Consider the following 14,639-nt stretch of genomic DNA (forward strand, 5'->3'; position numbering starts at 1 on the left):
CTCGCCAAGGCGAGGCCCTGCCCGGTACCTTTTTATCCCTTTATATCTTTTATATCTTCGTCATTTGACGAGCTCAGAGGTAGTCATTAATCCACCAAGACTGGCCGAAGCGAAGATTGTGAGCATGCCGCGAGCCGTGAGGTGACGGCTTTCTAGGAACCAACTAATTAAGCACCGATGGTGCGGGCGATGGTCTGGTCCCAGCTCAGCTTCATCGTTCTAGGGAAGTTGCTGTCAACTGGCTCGCAGGACTCACCATATTCACTTGGGTCCGTAGCTCCCAAGGTACGAGAAGAGCCTAAAGCGTTTCTTCGTCCCAATTGCTGTGAATACCGATACTGGCTTTTTCGACAAGTGGATTGGTGAGGAAGTGCTCGTCAAGTAAAGCCACTATTTTGTTGGGCCAGGTTGATCCGGGAGAGACGGTCCTCAGTAAATGCGCCATGATAATCAAAGCACCAAATAGCCTTTCACTTTGATTCTCTGGCAGGAGGTATAGGTTCCCATTGTTACGGATCGCTTCAGTAGGAGCCGGAGCAAAAGAACGATTCCAGAGCCTACCGTGGTGCGCGCAGGTATTCCGAATAACAGTTAGCTGCTCGAGCCAACTCGCCAGCGGATGTTTCTTCTTAAGCCTTTGCTTCTGATTCCTGTTCAAACTGGAGAAGTTGATCTTTATTTCCAGCGCTTCCGAAATCGATCGTTGATCGTTGGATCCTAAGCCTGCATAGAGCTTTGAAATGTCCGAAAAATCGAGCACTTCAGCCATAACCCACATGGGATACTGTCCACCGTATTGTTCAATGTAGTGTTTCACGGCGTCGTTCTTCTTCGCCCTCGCGAGTCGTCCATACGCTGTACTCAGCCACGACACGTGGTCAAAGTTTGGCCGAAAGTCGTCTGAGCGGAGGTAGAAAGTAGGATCATTGGGGTGTCGAGCACACAGCAGTTCGACGAGCTTGGTTCGCATCGCTACTTCGATTCGCTCCATTCCGTCATGGATTAAGGTACGGAGTTTCCTATCGGCTTCATATAAGGAGATGACGTGTGCAAAGTCGGTACCATCGACGAAGTGACTAGAACGACTAGTTCCGTCTTCATTGAATTGTCTGGCTGGATACCAATAGGCAGAAAGCCGGTAGTAGCTAACGTGTGAAAACCATTGTTTAGCTAAAGCTCTGTCGATTTTCATGCCACGGCTCCGCAGTCGAATAATATGCTCGTCAATGGTCGTTGCTGGCTTGAGCGATGAAGACATGGGAAGCCAATCTGGAGAGGGGACGAGTTGTTGTGGGGATCGGATCGGCGGAACGGTGCAAATAGAGATCCAGCCCACTCCGAGTTTCCGAAGAGAAACCGGGCGGGCTGAACTATTAACCAAAATTTTACCGTAGGACCTTGAAATGCGTCAATCCCACTTTTCAGGTAGACGCGCCCGAAGTGAGGCGGCCACCTGTTACTACTTAAGCGCCGATGGTGCGGGCGATGGTCTGGTCCCAGCTCAGCTTCATCTGGTGGGAGAAGAGGTTGAAGGTGTGCGAGCCCTGGGGGCTGAAGTAACGGTTCACTCGCACCCCGGCACTGCGGGCGTTGCGGGTGAATTCCTCTGAGCACTGGTTAGCAACCGTCTCTACCGCGCGGGGTCCGAGCCATTGGCCGGGGTTATTGGTCCCATCGATGGGACCCGGGGTGCCGGAGGCCGAGCCCACGAAGACCTCGACGTCGCGCAGGCGCCCAGGGTTGGCGTTGGGGTCGTGCTCGAACCACTGCGGGGAGCCCGGCAGGCCCCACGCATTGAAGGAGGAACCGCCGCCATAGGCGATCATCGCGGTGGAGGTGGGGAAGCCAATCGCACCGGAGCGCACCGGGCAGCCGGAGTAGGAGGCCGCTGCTTTGTAACGCTGTGGGGCGTGGCCGGCGATGTCGAGTGCGGCGCCGCCCGTGGAAGAAATGCCGCCGATGGCATCGCGGCCGGTGCCGTGGAATTCGGCGTCGATCAGCGGGGGCAACTCAGCGGTCATATAGGTGTTCCACTTGTTGACTCCCAGGATGGGATCCTCGGCATTCCAATCGGTGTAGAGGGAATAGGCGCCGCCGAGCGGCATAACGACGTTGACGTTCTTGCCCACGGCCCAATTACGGATATCAGAGTGGGTCATCCAGTTCATGCCCGCCTGGCCGCCCTCTACACCGGGCAACAGGTAGAAGGATGGGCGCGGCTTATCGCCCTCGGGGAGTAGGACGTTATTAGAAATCACCGCACGATTGGCCGGGGACCACACGTCTACCACCCAGTGGTTGCCACCCATGTGGCGCTTTGAGGTAATGAAGGCCTTGTCACCGAGCCAGGGCTGCGGGTTGGTCACGCGCGAGGAAACCTCGCCGATGGTGCTGGACTGTGCGGAAGCGGAGCCGGCGCCTGCCGACGCCGCCCCCAGCGCCACCATGGCAGCTGCGAACAGCGCCGCGGTGCGGCGAGAGCGTGAGACAAAGGAAAGCATAATGTGGGTAGTTTACGTGGCCAGCGCCCTCGAACTGCAAATATTGGAAGAAAAACTGGTGAAAACTGTTGCTCCACCCTTGTCTGCCACAATGCTCGTCCGTATAGTTACGGGTACGTAAGTTTTGGGAGTGAATGCGTTATACGCATGACCCGCATCTCAGGCAAGGCAAGGCCCCCACTATGAACGCACCCAGTGCTCAGAAATCGTCCCCGCAAGAATTTCCAGTTGAAGAAGGCTCTGTGCAGGAAAACAGCACGATAGAGCAGCTCATCCAGCGCACGTACTGGATGGCGGACCGCGGCCCGCGCCCATTAACGCGCGGCTGGGGGCACTTCTTTGCGGCCATTGCCTCCCTGATCGCATCGACGGTTCTGATTACCTTTGCGTGGATGACGCTGCCGTGGTGGCAGGGGCTCGCGGTGACGGTCTACGGCGTCGGCGTGGTGGGCCTCTTTACGGTCTCGGCGTTGTACCACCGCTGGCCGTGGGTATCCATGCGCGCGGTGCAATGGTGGCGGCGCGCTGATCATGCGACGATTTCGGTGTTTATCGCGGCGACCTACACGCCCTTGTGCGCCATCGTGCTGGAGCCAACGCAGGCATTATGGATGCTGACCTCGGCGTGGGTGGGCGCCATCATGGGCGTCATCTTGAATCTGGTGTGGATTAATCACCCGCGCTGGCTGGACGTGGTGGTCTACCTCGTGCTGGGCTGGCTCATCCTGCCGCTATTGCCGAACCTGTGGCAGTCCGCGGGTCCGGCCGTCGTGTGGCTTCTCTTTGCCGGCGGCGTGGTCTATTCAGTAGGTGCGTTGATGTACGGCTTCAAGTGGCCGGGGCGCAACGCGCGTTGGTATGGCTACCACGAACACTTCCACACCGCGACGATTGCCGCGGCGGTGGTGCACATGGTAGCCATCTGGATGGTTGTTGCGGGCTAACCGCATACGGGGGCTAGCTTTATGGGCGCTATGGAAGGTGCCTATTCGGAGTTGGTGAGGTCCTCCGCGAGGGGGAATTCGACGACTAGGCCTTGGCACAGCACGCGTGCGTTAGGGTTGCCATCCCACGTGGGGTTGAAACCAACAGCGCGCAGCGCTTCGACAAGTAGCTCGCCAACGGCCACAGGTGTGCTGAGCTCGGCATCGGTTTTCATCGTGCCGAAACCAAAGAAGAGGTCTCCGGTGTGAATCAACCTGTCGACGTCCTGTATGTGGCAATAAACATATCCTGCGGCACCGTCTTCTTCCGCCTTTTCGGCGCCGCATTCAGCGCCGTCGGAGGCGTCCCAGCCCTCGTCGAAGCTGAAGGCTAGGTTGCGCTGTTGCAGCTCATCGCGGAGGGCGTCGAGGCGCTGTGCGTCTGCGGACTTCTCTGTGACCTTCTGTGCGTACTTAGCGGCAACTTCGTCAATGATGGAATCGAAATCTTCCGGGAAGGGATCCGTGCGCACTGTCGTCCACTCGGAAGGATCGTCGAGAAGCTCAATAAAGTCGTTGTGAATGTCCTGGCGTGAATGGCCGTGGCACAGATGCAGCGAGATGTCGTTGCGAAGGGTTCCGGAGACCAAGATGTCTTCGGAAGGCGGGAAGGAACTGGAGAACATGGAGTGTGGTGTGGTCATGCCTGTGGATGGTAGATGCGTGATGCTGACAGTCGTTGAAAGCAGGGAGGGCACCCCGCCGGATGGCGGAGGTGCCCTCGAGATGCGTGGCGTGACTAGACGTGGAGCGGATCCACGCCGGCCTCGGTGAGCATCGGGATGTTGTGGACCTCGGGCGGAACGCCGAAGGCATCCACGAGAACGACGGACCACGGTGCGAGCGAATCGACGAGGTCGTTAATGGCAGCGCGGGCGGCCTTCATGCGGCCTGCCGGAATCAGGTTGTGCTCCTGGTACCAGCCCGCGTGCTGAACCAAGGTGTCGAAGACGAAGAGGTGGCGCAGCTGCTCGAAGACCTGGCGTGCCAGCGAACCTTCCTCAAGGCGCTCTTCTGCCTCAATCATGGCCTGGACCAACAAGGTATCCACGCGGGCCCAGCCGGCGGCGATGAGGTGATCCTGGCATTGGTCCACGATGGCAGCGGCCTGCACCTTATCGGCCTTGCGGGCCGGCTGGATGCGGCGCACGAGGGAGAAGAGGATGGACTGGGCGCGGTCGTCGATCAGCTTGGCCTGGTAGGTGGCGTCGAAAAGCGAGGCTTCTGAAGGATTCACGCGGTCCACCAGGCCTTGCAAGCGAGTAGTGAATCCGTAGCGACGGCGAACCACATCGGTGGCGGTGGTGGCCGCGTACTTCACGGTGTCCCATGGGCTCATATCATTCATCGCGCGACCGTAAGCGGTGAGCAGGTTCTTGCCCACCATCTGAATGAGCACAGTGTTATCGCCCTCGAAGGTGGCGAAGACATCAGAATCGGCGCGGTAGGTGGTCAGGCGGTTTTCGGACATGTAGCCGGCGCCACCGCAGGCCTCGCGGCACTCTTGGATGGTGCGGGTGGCGTGCTGGGTCTGTGCGGATTTGATGGCAGCTGCCAGGGATTCCATCTCGCGGGAGGCAAACTTCTGCTCTTCGGTCGGCTCCGTCACAGACCAGGTGCCAGCCTCGTGCTGATCGTTTTGCTCCTGGTAGCGCTCCAGAATCTGGTTGTAGAGCAGGTGCAGCGCGTACGTGCGGGCAAGTGGAATGAGCAGGCGGCGGCGGTGCTGGCGGTGCTCAATGAGGCGCTTCTCAGCGCCGGTCGCGCCCTCGAACTGACGGCGGCGGTTGGCGTAGCGAATCGCAATGTCTAGGGAAGCCTCGGTGGCGGCGCCCGCTGCGCCGGATACGCCGATGCGGCCGCGGATGAGAGTGCCCAGCATGGTGAAGAAGCGAGCGTTCTTGGACTCGATGGGGGAGGAGTACTTGCCCTTCTCGTCCACATCGGCGAAGCGGTTGAGCAGGTTTTCGCGCGGCACGCGGACGTTGTCGAAGCGCAGGGTGCCATTATCGACGCCTACCAAACCACCCTTGTGGCCATGATCGCCCAAGGTCACGCCTGGCAGCTCGTTGCCTTCCTCGTCGCGGATAGGGACGATGATGGCGTGGACGCCGTGGGAGCGGCCGTCGCTATCCGGGGTGATGAGCTGGGTGAAGACGACTGCGGCGCGGCCATCCTTGGCGGCGTTACCGATGTAGTTCTTCACCGCGGAATCGGAAGGGGTGTTGATGATGAACTCATCGGTTTCCGGGTCGAAGGTGGCGGTGGTCTCGAGAGATTGCACATCGGAGCCGTGTCCGCGCTCAGTCATGGCGAAGCAGCCCGGCAACTCCAGGCTGGCGGCCTTCTTAACCCACTCGAGGTGGCGCTCGGTGCCTAGCTGATCCAGCGCACCGCCCCACAGGCCCCACTGCACACCGGACTTAATCGCTAGCGAACCGTCGACCCATGCCAAGCCTTCGAGGGTGAAGGTGGAGAGATTTGGCTTGCCGGCACCGCCGTGCGCGCGGCGCAGGCCGTGGTTGAATCCGCCGAAGTCACGAACCTTGGAGAGGTTCTCAAAGGTGTGTTGGCGCTGCTCCGCCATGGGCAGATCCGGGTTCGGGAAGAGCGAAGGATCGTTGAGGAAGGTGCGCAGCTCCTGGCGGAAGGCGGCGTGTGGGCCGTCGAGAAGCGCGGCAAGTTCGGTGGCAACAGCAGGCTTCGGGGTGGTGGGCAGGCGGTGTGGGCTGCGGGCCTCGGCCTTGGGAGCGTCGGTGGTGGCCTGGTTGTTGAGCTCCGGGGAGATGGACTTTTTGTCAGCGGAAGACTTGGTCAGTGGCATGAGTGGTCCTTTCTGGGAGGCTTTTCTTAACGTTCGACGATGGCTGCGACGCCTTGGCCGCCGGCGGCGCAGATGGAAATGAGGGCCCGTCCGCCGCCGTTTTCTTCGAGAATCTTGGCGGTGGTGGCGAGGATTCGGGTGCCGGTGGCGGCGAAGGGGTGGCCGGCGGCCAGGGAGGAGCCCTTGACGTTGAGCTTGGCGCGGTCAATGGGGCCTAGCGCGGACTGCAAACCGAGGCGCTCGCGGCAGTAGGTCTCGTCCTCCCATGCGGACAGGGTGGCCAAGACCTGGGAGGCGAAGGCCTCGTGGATCTCGTAGAAATCGAAATCTTGCAGGCTTAGGTTGTTGCGCTCGAGCAGGCGCGGGACCGCGTAGGTGGGGGCCATGAGCAGGCCGTCGGGACCGTGGACAAAGTCGACGGCCGCGGTCTCTGAGTCCACGAGGAAGGCACGGGGCTCGATGTTGTGCTCGGCCGCCCATTCCTCGGAGCTGAGGAGGGCGACGGAGGCGCCGTCGGTCAGCGGCGTGGAATTGCCTGCGGTCATCGTGGCCTGCGTGCCGTGTTGCTCGGCATCGCGCTTGCCAAAGACCGGCTTGAGCTTGGCCAAGGACTCCAAGGAGGAATCCGGGCGCAGGTTGGTATCGCGGTTGACGCCGAGGAAGCCCGTGGTGAGGTCTTCAAAGAAGCCCTCCTCCCAAGCCTTGTGGAGGTTCTGGTGGGAGGCGAGTGCCAACTCATCCTGGGTCTCGCGGCCGATGCTCAGTTCGCGGGCGGTGATGGCGGCGTGCTCACCCATGGAGAGTCCGGTGCGCGGCTCACCGTTCTGTGGCTGTTCCGGGGCCAGCTGCGAGGGGCGGATAGAGCCTATGAGCTGGGCGCGCTGAGCGGCCGTCTTGGCGCGGGTGAGGTTGAGCAGCGTGCGGCGCAGCGTGTCATTAACGGCCAGCGGGGCATCCGAGGTGGTGTCCGTTCCGCCCGCGATGCCGGCGGAGATGCGCCCTTGGGCGATGGCATCGCCGACGTGGATAGCTGCCGCAAGAGAAGTGCAGCAGGCCTGTTGTACATCGATGGCGGGGGTTGTGGAGTCGAGGGCGGAGCCTAGAACGACCTCGCGGGTGAGGTTGAAATCGCGGGAGTGCTTGAGTACAGCGCCGGCGGCGACGAGGCCGAGGCGTTCGTCGTGAAGCCCGTAACGTGCGACGAGTCCATCCAGCGCACTGGTGAGCATGTCTTGGTTGGACGCGTGGGCGTACTGCTTATTGGAACGAGCAAAGGGGATGCGGTTGCCACCCAGGATGGCTACGCGGTGCGGGGGGTTGGTCATTAAAAGCTCCTTCGCGAGTGGTCTCGTGCGAATCATCCCAGCGGGAGGGGGTAGCAACCCGGCTGTTCGTTTCGCGTCACAACTAAAGTGATATTGTTAGTTCTATCACTCAATTAACTAACCTTGCAACCAGCTCAACAAAGCTCGCAAGGTTGTGAAGAATCGAGAAAGGAACATGCCAGCCTATGCCGAACGTCACAATTGCTGAGAAGCTCATCAACTCACCGCTCGCCGCCAAAGCAGGAGTACCCCAAGGCCACCCCCTGCGCCGCCACAAGGCTGGGGAACCAGCGCTCGATGGCCCCATCGTCATTGGCGGCCAGGGGCGCATCGCTGAGTTTCTGAGTTCCCAGCTAGCCGTGGACTACCAGGTCATCAATGCTTCCGCGGAGGCGAAGCGCGCCGCCCTCGTCTTCGACGCCACCGGCCTGGAGACCCCAGAACAGCTGCGTGAGCTCTATGACTTCTTCAACCCACAGATGCGCAACCTTCTGCCGTGCGCGCGCTTGGTGGTCATCGGCACCACCCCGGAAGCTGCGGACACCATTGACGCCCGCATCGCCGCCCGCGCACTCGAAGGGTTCACCCGTTCCCTGGCCAAGGAAATGCGCAAGGGCGGCACCGTGAACTTGGTCTGGGCAGACCCTGCTGCCACCGCAGAGGTGGAGTCCACGCTCCGCTTCTTCCTGTCTGGGAAGTCGGCCTTCGTGGACGGGCAGGTTGTGCGCGTCAGTGCCCAGGGACACGATTCTCCGGCAACCAATGGCGAAGCGCAGAACTGGGAGCAGCCGCTCGACGGGCGGCTGGCGGTGGTGACCGGTGCTGCCCGCGGCATCGGCGCCACCATTGCTGAGGTGCTGGCGCGCGATGGTGCCAGCGTCATCTGCATCGACGTTCCGCAGGCCAGCGAGCATTTGGCCAAGACCGCGAACAAGGTCAAGGGCACCGCGCTGCCCCTCGACGTCACCGACCCCCAGGCCGCAGACAAGATTGCCCAGCACGCGCAGGAGCGCCACGGCCGAGCCATTGACGTCATCGTCCACAACGCCGGAATTACCCGTGACAAGCTGCTGGCCAACATGAATGAAGGCCAGTGGGACTCTGTTCTTGCCGTTAACCTCTTGGCGCCGGTTCGCATTACCGAAAGCCTCTTGGAATCCGGTTCCCTCGCCCCGGGTGCCGCAGTGATTGGTGTGTCCTCCATGGCTGGCATCTCCGGCAACCGCGGCCAAACCAACTACGCCACAACCAAGGCCGGCATCATTGGCCTCGTTGATTCCTTGCGCTCAGTGTTGGCGGAGAACGGCTCCACCATCAACGCCGTGGCGCCGGGCTTTATTGAAACCGCCATGACCGCGGCGATGCCGACCGGGCCGCGCGAGATCGGCCGCCGCCTGAACTCACTGCAACAGGGCGGCTTGCCTGTCGACGTCGCGGAGACCGTCGCCTTCTTCGCCTCGCCGGCCTCCGCGGCGGTGAGCGGCAACACCGTCCGCGTCTGCGGTCAGAACCTCATGGGAGCCTAAATGAACGTCACCACACTCAACGAGATTCCGGACCTTCCTGCTCTGTACCGCAGCCTCATGCTGGGTGCGGTCCCCATCCCCGGGCTGGGGGCGGGCAAGCGGAAGGTTGAGGACCCGCAGACCGCGTACCGCGTCGACAGTGTAGGCGTCGACACCGAGCACCTGGCTCGCTACTGCCAGGCCACGGGCCTGCGCCTGAGTAACGAGCTGCCTGCTACCTATCTCTACGCGCTGGCCTTCCCGCTTGCCATCAAGGCCATGGCGGCACCGGACTTTCCTTTCCCAGCCGTGGGCGTGGTGCATCTGTCCAACCGCATCGAGCAGAAACGCCCGCTGCGCGTCGACGAGCGCTGTGACATCGCGGTGCATGCGGAAAACCTGCGCCCCCACCGCAAAGGGTTGGTCATCGATATGGTGACCACTTACAGCGTTGGCGGCGAGGAGATCTGGCGCCAGACGTCAGTCTTCCTCGGCCAGGGGGCCAAGTTCACCAAGGACACCCCGCGCCAAGTGAGAACACGTCCGGAGGCCGAGCGCTTCCTCGACTTCCCCGGCGATGAGGCGGGAACGCCTACGGCAACGCTGCGATTTAGCCCCGAAAGCACCCGCGTCTATGCCGCGGCATCGGGCGATAAGAACCCCATTCACGTGTCCACGGTGGGTGCCAAACTCTTCGGATTCCCCGCGCCCATCGCGCACGGCATGTACACGCACGCTCGCATGCTGTCGGTGCTCGACGGCACCCTCCCCGGTGCTGTGCGCATCAGCGCGGACTTCTACAAGCCCGTCATCCTTCCGGCGACCACGGGGGTTTACGTAGCGCCCGGCGGTACCACGGACAGCGGTAGTGAAGCCCGCACCGTCACCTTGCGCAAGGCCAAGGACCCAAGCTCCCTCCACGTGGCGTGCCGGGTTGAGCCTCTAAAGTAGGCGCGGCCCAGTGGATGAGCCTCGGGCTCATCCTTTTGTTAATCCACGTGCTGGTGCTTTGGTGCCACCACCAGTGGCTTCGGGGAGTACTTGCCGCGCAGTCCGCGAAGGATGCCGGCGTGCTCCCAGAGGCGCTTGTCTTCCTCGGTGCGGGGAGTGAATTGGCGGGCAGCTAGCGGCTGCCAGTCAGCATCCATTGCCATGTAGGAGACGGTGGCGTGGATGGCGGTTTCCAGTTTTTCGCGGCCGCCGCGCGGGTTGCCCGAGCGCACGTGGACGGACATCTGCATCGAGCGGGTATCCGTGCGCATCATGCGGGCATCCACCTCGATGAGATCACCAATATGGATTGGCCGGTAGAAGCGGATGCCTCCGGCATAGACCGCGACGGTGTGCTCGCCGGACCACTCCATGGTGCAGGCAGCGCCCGCCTCATCAATCCATTCCATGGCGGTGCCGCCGTGGACGTTGCCGCCCCAGTTGACGTCGGTGGGCTTGGCCAAGAAGCGGTTGACCATGCGGGGAGCGTCGGACGGGCCGTCATAAGTCTGCTTTTCCATCTCCGCTTCGATGGCTTTGCGCAGCTCGATGCGGGATTCCGCGGCCTCCCATACGCGCTGGTGCTCAGTGGAATCCGGAACGAGCGGCGGAACGGCCATCGACTTTCCGGTCTCGGTGTCCTTGGCCACGAAGATGACGAGGCAGTCGCAGGCGCGCGTGAAGATGCCATCGCGCGGGTCGGCGGAGAGCACCTCGTTGACGATGTGCATGGAGGACCGCCCCGTCATCGCGATGCGCGAGCGTACCTCCACCAAGTGGCCCGAAGGAATTGGGCGCGTGAAGTGGATGTGGCCCACGTAGGCCGTCACGCAGTAGGTACCGGACCATTGAACCGCGCACGCATAGGCGGCCTTATCGATCCATTCCAAAACGCGACCGCCGCCAATGCCTTGGGCGCCGGCGATGGTGAGATCTGTCGGGGCGGCCATAAACCGCAGCGTGATGGAGGGGGACTTCCCGGTCGGGACAGGCTTCTTTTCTTCCGAGGAGCTTGGTGGCATGGTTGGTGACATGGATAACAAAGTATCAGGGAGTGTGCATAGCGTATGAAAAAAGCCGTTGATGCCGCCACCACCCGTGCTGCCGTCGAAGCGGTGGCGGAGTGGATCCGTGACCCTGAGAGGACCGAAAAACCAGGTCGCTCTGCTCTGGCAAAGGCCACCCGCACTACGGCCCGCCTAGTGGAGGCGGACGCGCCGGGACATTCCGTGGAGTTGCGGGTCCCCCCATTCGTGGCAGTCCAGTGCATCGCTGGTCCCCGGCATACCCGGGGTACCCCTCCGAATGTGGTGGAGATGGATCCCCTGACATGGTTGCAGCTGGCCACGGGAGTCATTGGCTGGGAGCAGGCGCTTAACGCTGGCCGCGTAGACGCCTCCGGATCCCGCTCCCACGACATCGCAGCCTGTTTGCCCGTGATTCCGTTAGTTTTCACAGGCCCAAACAGCTAGGATTGGCGCCGTGGTAGCTGAACACGTCCAGAGCATGACTAAGCCCTTGTCGACGGATCCCAGCCTGGATCCGGAACCCCGCGAAGAATGCGGAGTCTTCGGTGTTTGGGCACCAGGAGAAGAGGTTTCGAAGCTAACCTACTTCGGGCTTTTCGCCCTCCAACACCGCGGACAGGAAGCCGCCGGTATCGCGGTGGGCGATGATGATCGCATCGTCGTCTTTAAGGATATGGGCCTTGTCTCCAATGTCTTCGATGAATCCATCCTGAGCTCGCTGCATGGAAACGTGGCCGTCGGCCATACGCGTTATTCCACTGCAGGCGGCAAGGAATGGTCGAATGTGCAGCCGATGTTCGGGACGTCGCCCAGCGGTGTTGACATCGCGCTCGGCCACAACGGAAACCTAGTAAATTACCTGGAACTGCGCGCAGAGGCCGTGCGGCGTGGGCTGATCAAGCCGCAGGAAGAGTCCGTCTCGGATTCCATGTGCTTGTCCATCTTGTTGGCGGACGGCGTCAACGAGGACAACACCGTCTTTGATTCGGCCCTGCAATTGTTGCCCACGGTGAAGGGTGCATACTGCCTGACCTTTACGGACGGGCACACTCTCTATGCCGCACGCGATCCGCATGGCGTGCGCCCGCTTGCCCTCGGCCGCCTCACTACCGGCTGGGTGGTAGCCAGTGAGACCTGTGCGCTCGACATCGTCGGCGCGCAGTTTATCCGGGAGATCGAACCAGGCGAGCTCGTTGCCATCGATGAGACCGGAATCCGCTCCGAGCGCTTCGCCGAGACCAAGCGCCATGGTTGCGTCTTCGAATACGTCTACCTAGCGCGGCCGGATACGAATATCAAGGGCCGTTCTGTCAACGCCACGCGCGTGGAAATTGGGCGTCGTCTAGCGCGCCAGTACCCGGCACCCGATGCGGACATGGTGATCCCCGTTCCGGAGTCCGGCAACCCGGCTGCCGTCGGTTATGCCCGCGAATCCGGGTTGACCTTCGCGCACGGCTTGGTGAAGAACTCTTATGTGGGCCGCACCTTCATCCAGCCCACGCAGTCCCAGCGCCAGATGGGTATTCGCCTCAAGCTCAACCCGCTGCGGGAGGTCATTGAAGGCAAGTCCATCGTCGTGGTGGATGATTCAATCGTGCGTGGTAACACGCAGCGCGCGCTGATCCGGATGTTGCGGGAAGCCGGTGCTGCCGAAGTCCACGTGCGCATCGCCTCCCCGCCGGTGAAGTGGCCGTGCTTCTACGGCATCGACTTCGCCTCCCCAGGCGAGCTCATTGCCAACGCCAACCCTTCCGATGATCCGGAAGAGGTAGCACAGACCATTTGCACCGCGATTGGCGCGGATTCGCTGGGATTTGTCTCCACCGATGAGATGGTGGCGGCTACTCAACAGCCGCGCAACGAACTGTGCTGCGCATGTTTCGACGGTAAGTACCCACTCGGACTGCCTGCCGGAAACCCCAATGCTGAGGCCGTGCGCACCCTGCAGGGCTCGACGACAACTAACGAATAAGGACTAAGTCACTCATGAGCGAGAACACGTATGCTGCCGCCGGCGTCAACATTGAGGAAGGCGACCGCGCAGTAGAGCTAATCACCCCCCACGCCAAGCGCGCCACCCGCCCCGAGGTTATCGGCGGGCTCGGCGGATTCGCCGGCCTATTCAAGTTGGGGGAGTACAAAGAACCGGTCCTTGCGGCTGGCTCTGATGGAGTAGGCACCAAGCTGGCTGTGGCCCAGGCCATGGACAAGCACGACACCATCGGCATCGACCTCGTTGCCATGTGCGTGGATGATCTTGTCGTGTGCGGCGCTGAGCCGCTCTTCCTGCAGGACTACATCGCCGTGGGCGAGGTAGTGCCGGAAAAGGTAGCGGAGATTGTTAAGGGCATTGCTGAGGGCTGCGTCCAGGCTGGTGCAGCGCTCCTCGGCGGCGAGACCGCCGAGCACCCAGGGGTGATGGGCAAGGATGAATACGATGTCTCCGCTACTGCGGTTGGCGTTGTAGAGGCTGATGAGCTGCTCGGCCCGGACAAGGTGCGCGAAGGCGACGTTCTCATCGCCATGAAGTCCTCCGGCCTGCACTCCAACGGCTACTCCTTGGCGCGCTACGTGCTCCTGGAGCAGGCGGGTCTGCCGCTCGACGGCTACATGGAAGACTTAGGTCGCACCCTCGGCGAGGAACTTCTGGAGCCTACCCGCATCTACGCCAAGGACTGCCTGGCGCTGACATCGGAGTGCGCGGTGTCTACCTTCTGCCACGTCACCGGAGGCGGCCTTGCCGGAAACCTAGAGCGCGTCATCCCGGAGGGCCTGAGCGCTGAGGTGAGCCGCTCGACGTGGACTCCGGGCCAGATCTTCAAGACCATTTCTTCGGTGGGCAAGGTTGCCCTCGAGGAGATGGAGAAGACCTTCAACATGGGCGTTGGCATGATCGCCGTCGTTGCGCCGGAGGACCGCGAGCGAGCATTGGCTATGATGACCGCCCGCCACGTGGAGGCGTGGGAACTGGGCACCGTTCGTGCTGCCGAAGAGGGCGAGCCGCGCGTTGTCATGACCGGCGAGCACCCAGGGTTCTAAGTCCTGAGAAAAGGAACAAGGCCGGAGGCGCTTCCCCTTAATCAGAGGGGGACGGCTCCGGCCTTTCGCTTAGGTGATGTACAGGGTGGGACAGTGACTCGCGCGCCTAGCGCGCGTCGGAATCATCCTCATCCCACTCATCCGAGTCCCAGCGATCTGCGTAGTCCTCGTAATCCGCGTACTCCGAGTATGGGTCTTCGTCCTCGTTGTGGGAACGCTTGGAGTTCTGTGAGGCGAGCTCACGCTGGAGCGAATCCAGATCCATCTCGGGCGAATTGTACTTCAGCTGGCGTGCAACTTTGGTCTGCTTTGCCTTTGCGCGTCCGCGTCCCATGTGCATGACCCCCTTGAGGTGTGTAGGGCGGTCCAGGGATTCTTGGCCGCCCCATCGTCTTAGTCAGATATGTGTATGTTCCTGTAAGACACCATAGCCTGTGTGAAGAA

Annotated in this window: 13 protein-coding genes; 6 read left to right on the forward strand and 7 right to left on the reverse strand. The window is 61.6% G+C overall.

Annotation, left to right across the window (positions count from 1 at the left end; all coding sequences use genetic code 11):
* Positions 1–298: 298 nt before the first annotated feature.
* Complete coding sequence (locus tag HMPREF2808_RS00795; protein WP_070623084.1) at positions 299–1,258, reverse strand: Abi family protein; 960 nt, start codon at positions 1,256–1,258, stop codon at positions 299–301.
* Between the two features lie 205 nt (positions 1,259–1,463).
* Complete coding sequence (locus HMPREF2808_RS00800; RefSeq protein WP_070623087.1) at positions 1,464–2,501, reverse strand: alpha/beta hydrolase; 1,038 nt, start codon at positions 2,499–2,501, stop codon at positions 1,464–1,466.
* A 290-nt stretch (positions 2,502–2,791) separates the two neighbouring features.
* Here HMPREF2808_RS00800 and HMPREF2808_RS00805 point away from each other — a divergent pair, with 290 nt between their 5' ends.
* Complete coding sequence (locus HMPREF2808_RS00805) at positions 2,792–3,445, forward strand: PAQR family membrane homeostasis protein TrhA (protein ID WP_196189552.1); 654 nt, start codon at positions 2,792–2,794, stop codon at positions 3,443–3,445.
* 41 nt (positions 3,446–3,486) lie between these two features.
* Here HMPREF2808_RS00805 and HMPREF2808_RS00810 read toward each other — a convergent pair whose 3' ends face one another.
* From HMPREF2808_RS00810 to HMPREF2808_RS00820, 3 genes are all read right to left on the reverse strand, one after another.
* Positions 3,487–4,128, reverse strand: a complete 642-nt coding sequence (locus HMPREF2808_RS00810) for a DUF6891 domain-containing protein (RefSeq protein WP_070623090.1) — start codon at positions 4,126–4,128, stop codon at positions 3,487–3,489.
* Between the two features lie 95 nt (positions 4,129–4,223).
* Positions 4,224–6,308, reverse strand: coding sequence for an acyl-CoA dehydrogenase family protein (locus tag HMPREF2808_RS00815; protein WP_070623093.1), 2,085 nt, complete (start codon positions 6,306–6,308; stop codon positions 4,224–4,226).
* Positions 6,309–6,334: 26 nt separating this feature from the next.
* Positions 6,335–7,633 (reverse strand): acetyl-CoA C-acetyltransferase, encoded by a 1,299-nt coding sequence (locus HMPREF2808_RS00820; protein ID WP_070623096.1) that lies wholly within the window; start codon positions 7,631–7,633, stop codon positions 6,335–6,337.
* A gap of 185 nt (positions 7,634–7,818) precedes the next feature.
* Here HMPREF2808_RS00820 and HMPREF2808_RS00825 point away from each other — a divergent pair, with 185 nt between their 5' ends.
* Together HMPREF2808_RS00825 and HMPREF2808_RS00830 are read left to right on the forward strand one after the other, a co-directional pair.
* Positions 7,819–9,159 (forward strand): 3-oxoacyl-ACP reductase, encoded by a 1,341-nt coding sequence (locus HMPREF2808_RS00825; RefSeq protein WP_070623099.1) that lies wholly within the window; start codon positions 7,819–7,821, stop codon positions 9,157–9,159.
* Complete coding sequence (locus HMPREF2808_RS00830) at positions 9,160–10,089, forward strand: MaoC/PaaZ C-terminal domain-containing protein (RefSeq protein WP_070623102.1); 930 nt, start codon at positions 9,160–9,162, stop codon at positions 10,087–10,089.
* A gap of 38 nt (positions 10,090–10,127) precedes the next feature.
* On the opposite strand, the gene HMPREF2808_RS00835 is transcribed toward HMPREF2808_RS00830, so the two are convergent.
* Positions 10,128–11,162, reverse strand: a complete 1,035-nt coding sequence (locus HMPREF2808_RS00835; RefSeq protein WP_070522918.1) for an acyl-CoA thioesterase — start codon at positions 11,160–11,162, stop codon at positions 10,128–10,130.
* A gap of 33 nt (positions 11,163–11,195) precedes the next feature.
* Between HMPREF2808_RS00835 and HMPREF2808_RS00840 the strand changes: the two genes are divergently transcribed.
* Genes HMPREF2808_RS00840 through purM form a run of 3 tightly spaced genes read left to right on the forward strand, consistent with a single transcriptional unit; the run spans position 11,196 to position 14,195 of the window.
* Positions 11,196–11,600, forward strand: coding sequence for a sterol carrier family protein (locus tag HMPREF2808_RS00840; RefSeq protein ID WP_070522921.1), 405 nt, complete (start codon positions 11,196–11,198; stop codon positions 11,598–11,600).
* Positions 11,601–11,634: 34 nt separating this feature from the next.
* Complete coding sequence (purF, locus tag HMPREF2808_RS00845) at positions 11,635–13,128, forward strand: amidophosphoribosyltransferase (protein WP_154762622.1); 1,494 nt, start codon at positions 11,635–11,637, stop codon at positions 13,126–13,128.
* 14 nt (positions 13,129–13,142) lie between these two features.
* Positions 13,143–14,195: a phosphoribosylformylglycinamidine cyclo-ligase gene (gene purM, locus HMPREF2808_RS00850; RefSeq protein WP_070623108.1), complete on the forward strand. Its 1,053-nt coding sequence runs from the start codon at positions 13,143–13,145 to the stop codon at positions 14,193–14,195.
* A 106-nt stretch (positions 14,196–14,301) separates the two neighbouring features.
* On the opposite strand, the gene HMPREF2808_RS00855 is transcribed toward purM, so the two are convergent.
* The gene (locus HMPREF2808_RS00855; RefSeq protein WP_070522931.1) at positions 14,302–14,529 is read right to left on the reverse strand and encodes a DUF3073 domain-containing protein; all 228 of its coding nucleotides are present in this window, start codon (positions 14,527–14,529) and stop codon (positions 14,302–14,304) included.
* Positions 14,530–14,639 lie beyond the last annotated feature (110 nt).

Source organism: Corynebacterium sp. HMSC078A10 (assembly GCF_001811565.1).
Taxonomy (GTDB): domain Bacteria; phylum Actinomycetota; class Actinomycetes; order Mycobacteriales; family Mycobacteriaceae; genus Corynebacterium; species Corynebacterium hesseae.

Coding starts and splice junctions, on each gene's coding strand:
- HMPREF2808_RS00800 (WP_070623087.1), bottom strand. CDS start 2,501: ATGCTTTCCTTTGTCTCACGCTCTCGCCGCACCGCGGCGCTGTTCGCA.
- HMPREF2808_RS00840 (WP_070522921.1), top strand. CDS start 11,196: ATGAAAAAAGCCGTTGATGCCGCCACCACCCGTGCTGCCGTCGAAGCG.
- HMPREF2808_RS00830 (WP_070623102.1), top strand. CDS start 9,160: ATGAACGTCACCACACTCAACGAGATTCCGGACCTTCCTGCTCTGTAC.
- HMPREF2808_RS00810 (WP_070623090.1), bottom strand. CDS start 4,128: ATGACCACACCACACTCCATGTTCTCCAGTTCCTTCCCGCCTTCCGAA.
- HMPREF2808_RS00805 (WP_196189552.1), top strand. CDS start 2,792: ATGGCGGACCGCGGCCCGCGCCCATTAACGCGCGGCTGGGGGCACTTC.
- HMPREF2808_RS00835 (WP_070522918.1), bottom strand. CDS start 11,162: ATGTCACCAACCATGCCACCAAGCTCCTCGGAAGAAAAGAAGCCTGTC.
- purM (WP_070623108.1), top strand. CDS start 13,143: ATGAGCGAGAACACGTATGCTGCCGCCGGCGTCAACATTGAGGAAGGC.
- HMPREF2808_RS00855 (WP_070522931.1), bottom strand. CDS start 14,529: ATGGGACGCGGACGCGCAAAGGCAAAGCAGACCAAAGTTGCACGCCAG.
- HMPREF2808_RS00795 (WP_070623084.1), bottom strand. CDS start 1,258: ATGTCTTCATCGCTCAAGCCAGCAACGACCATTGACGAGCATATTATT.
- HMPREF2808_RS00820 (WP_070623096.1), bottom strand. CDS start 7,633: ATGACCAACCCCCCGCACCGCGTAGCCATCCTGGGTGGCAACCGCATC.
- purF (WP_154762622.1), top strand. CDS start 11,635: ATGACTAAGCCCTTGTCGACGGATCCCAGCCTGGATCCGGAACCCCGC.
- HMPREF2808_RS00825 (WP_070623099.1), top strand. CDS start 7,819: ATGCCGAACGTCACAATTGCTGAGAAGCTCATCAACTCACCGCTCGCC.
- HMPREF2808_RS00815 (WP_070623093.1), bottom strand. CDS start 6,308: ATGCCACTGACCAAGTCTTCCGCTGACAAAAAGTCCATCTCCCCGGAG.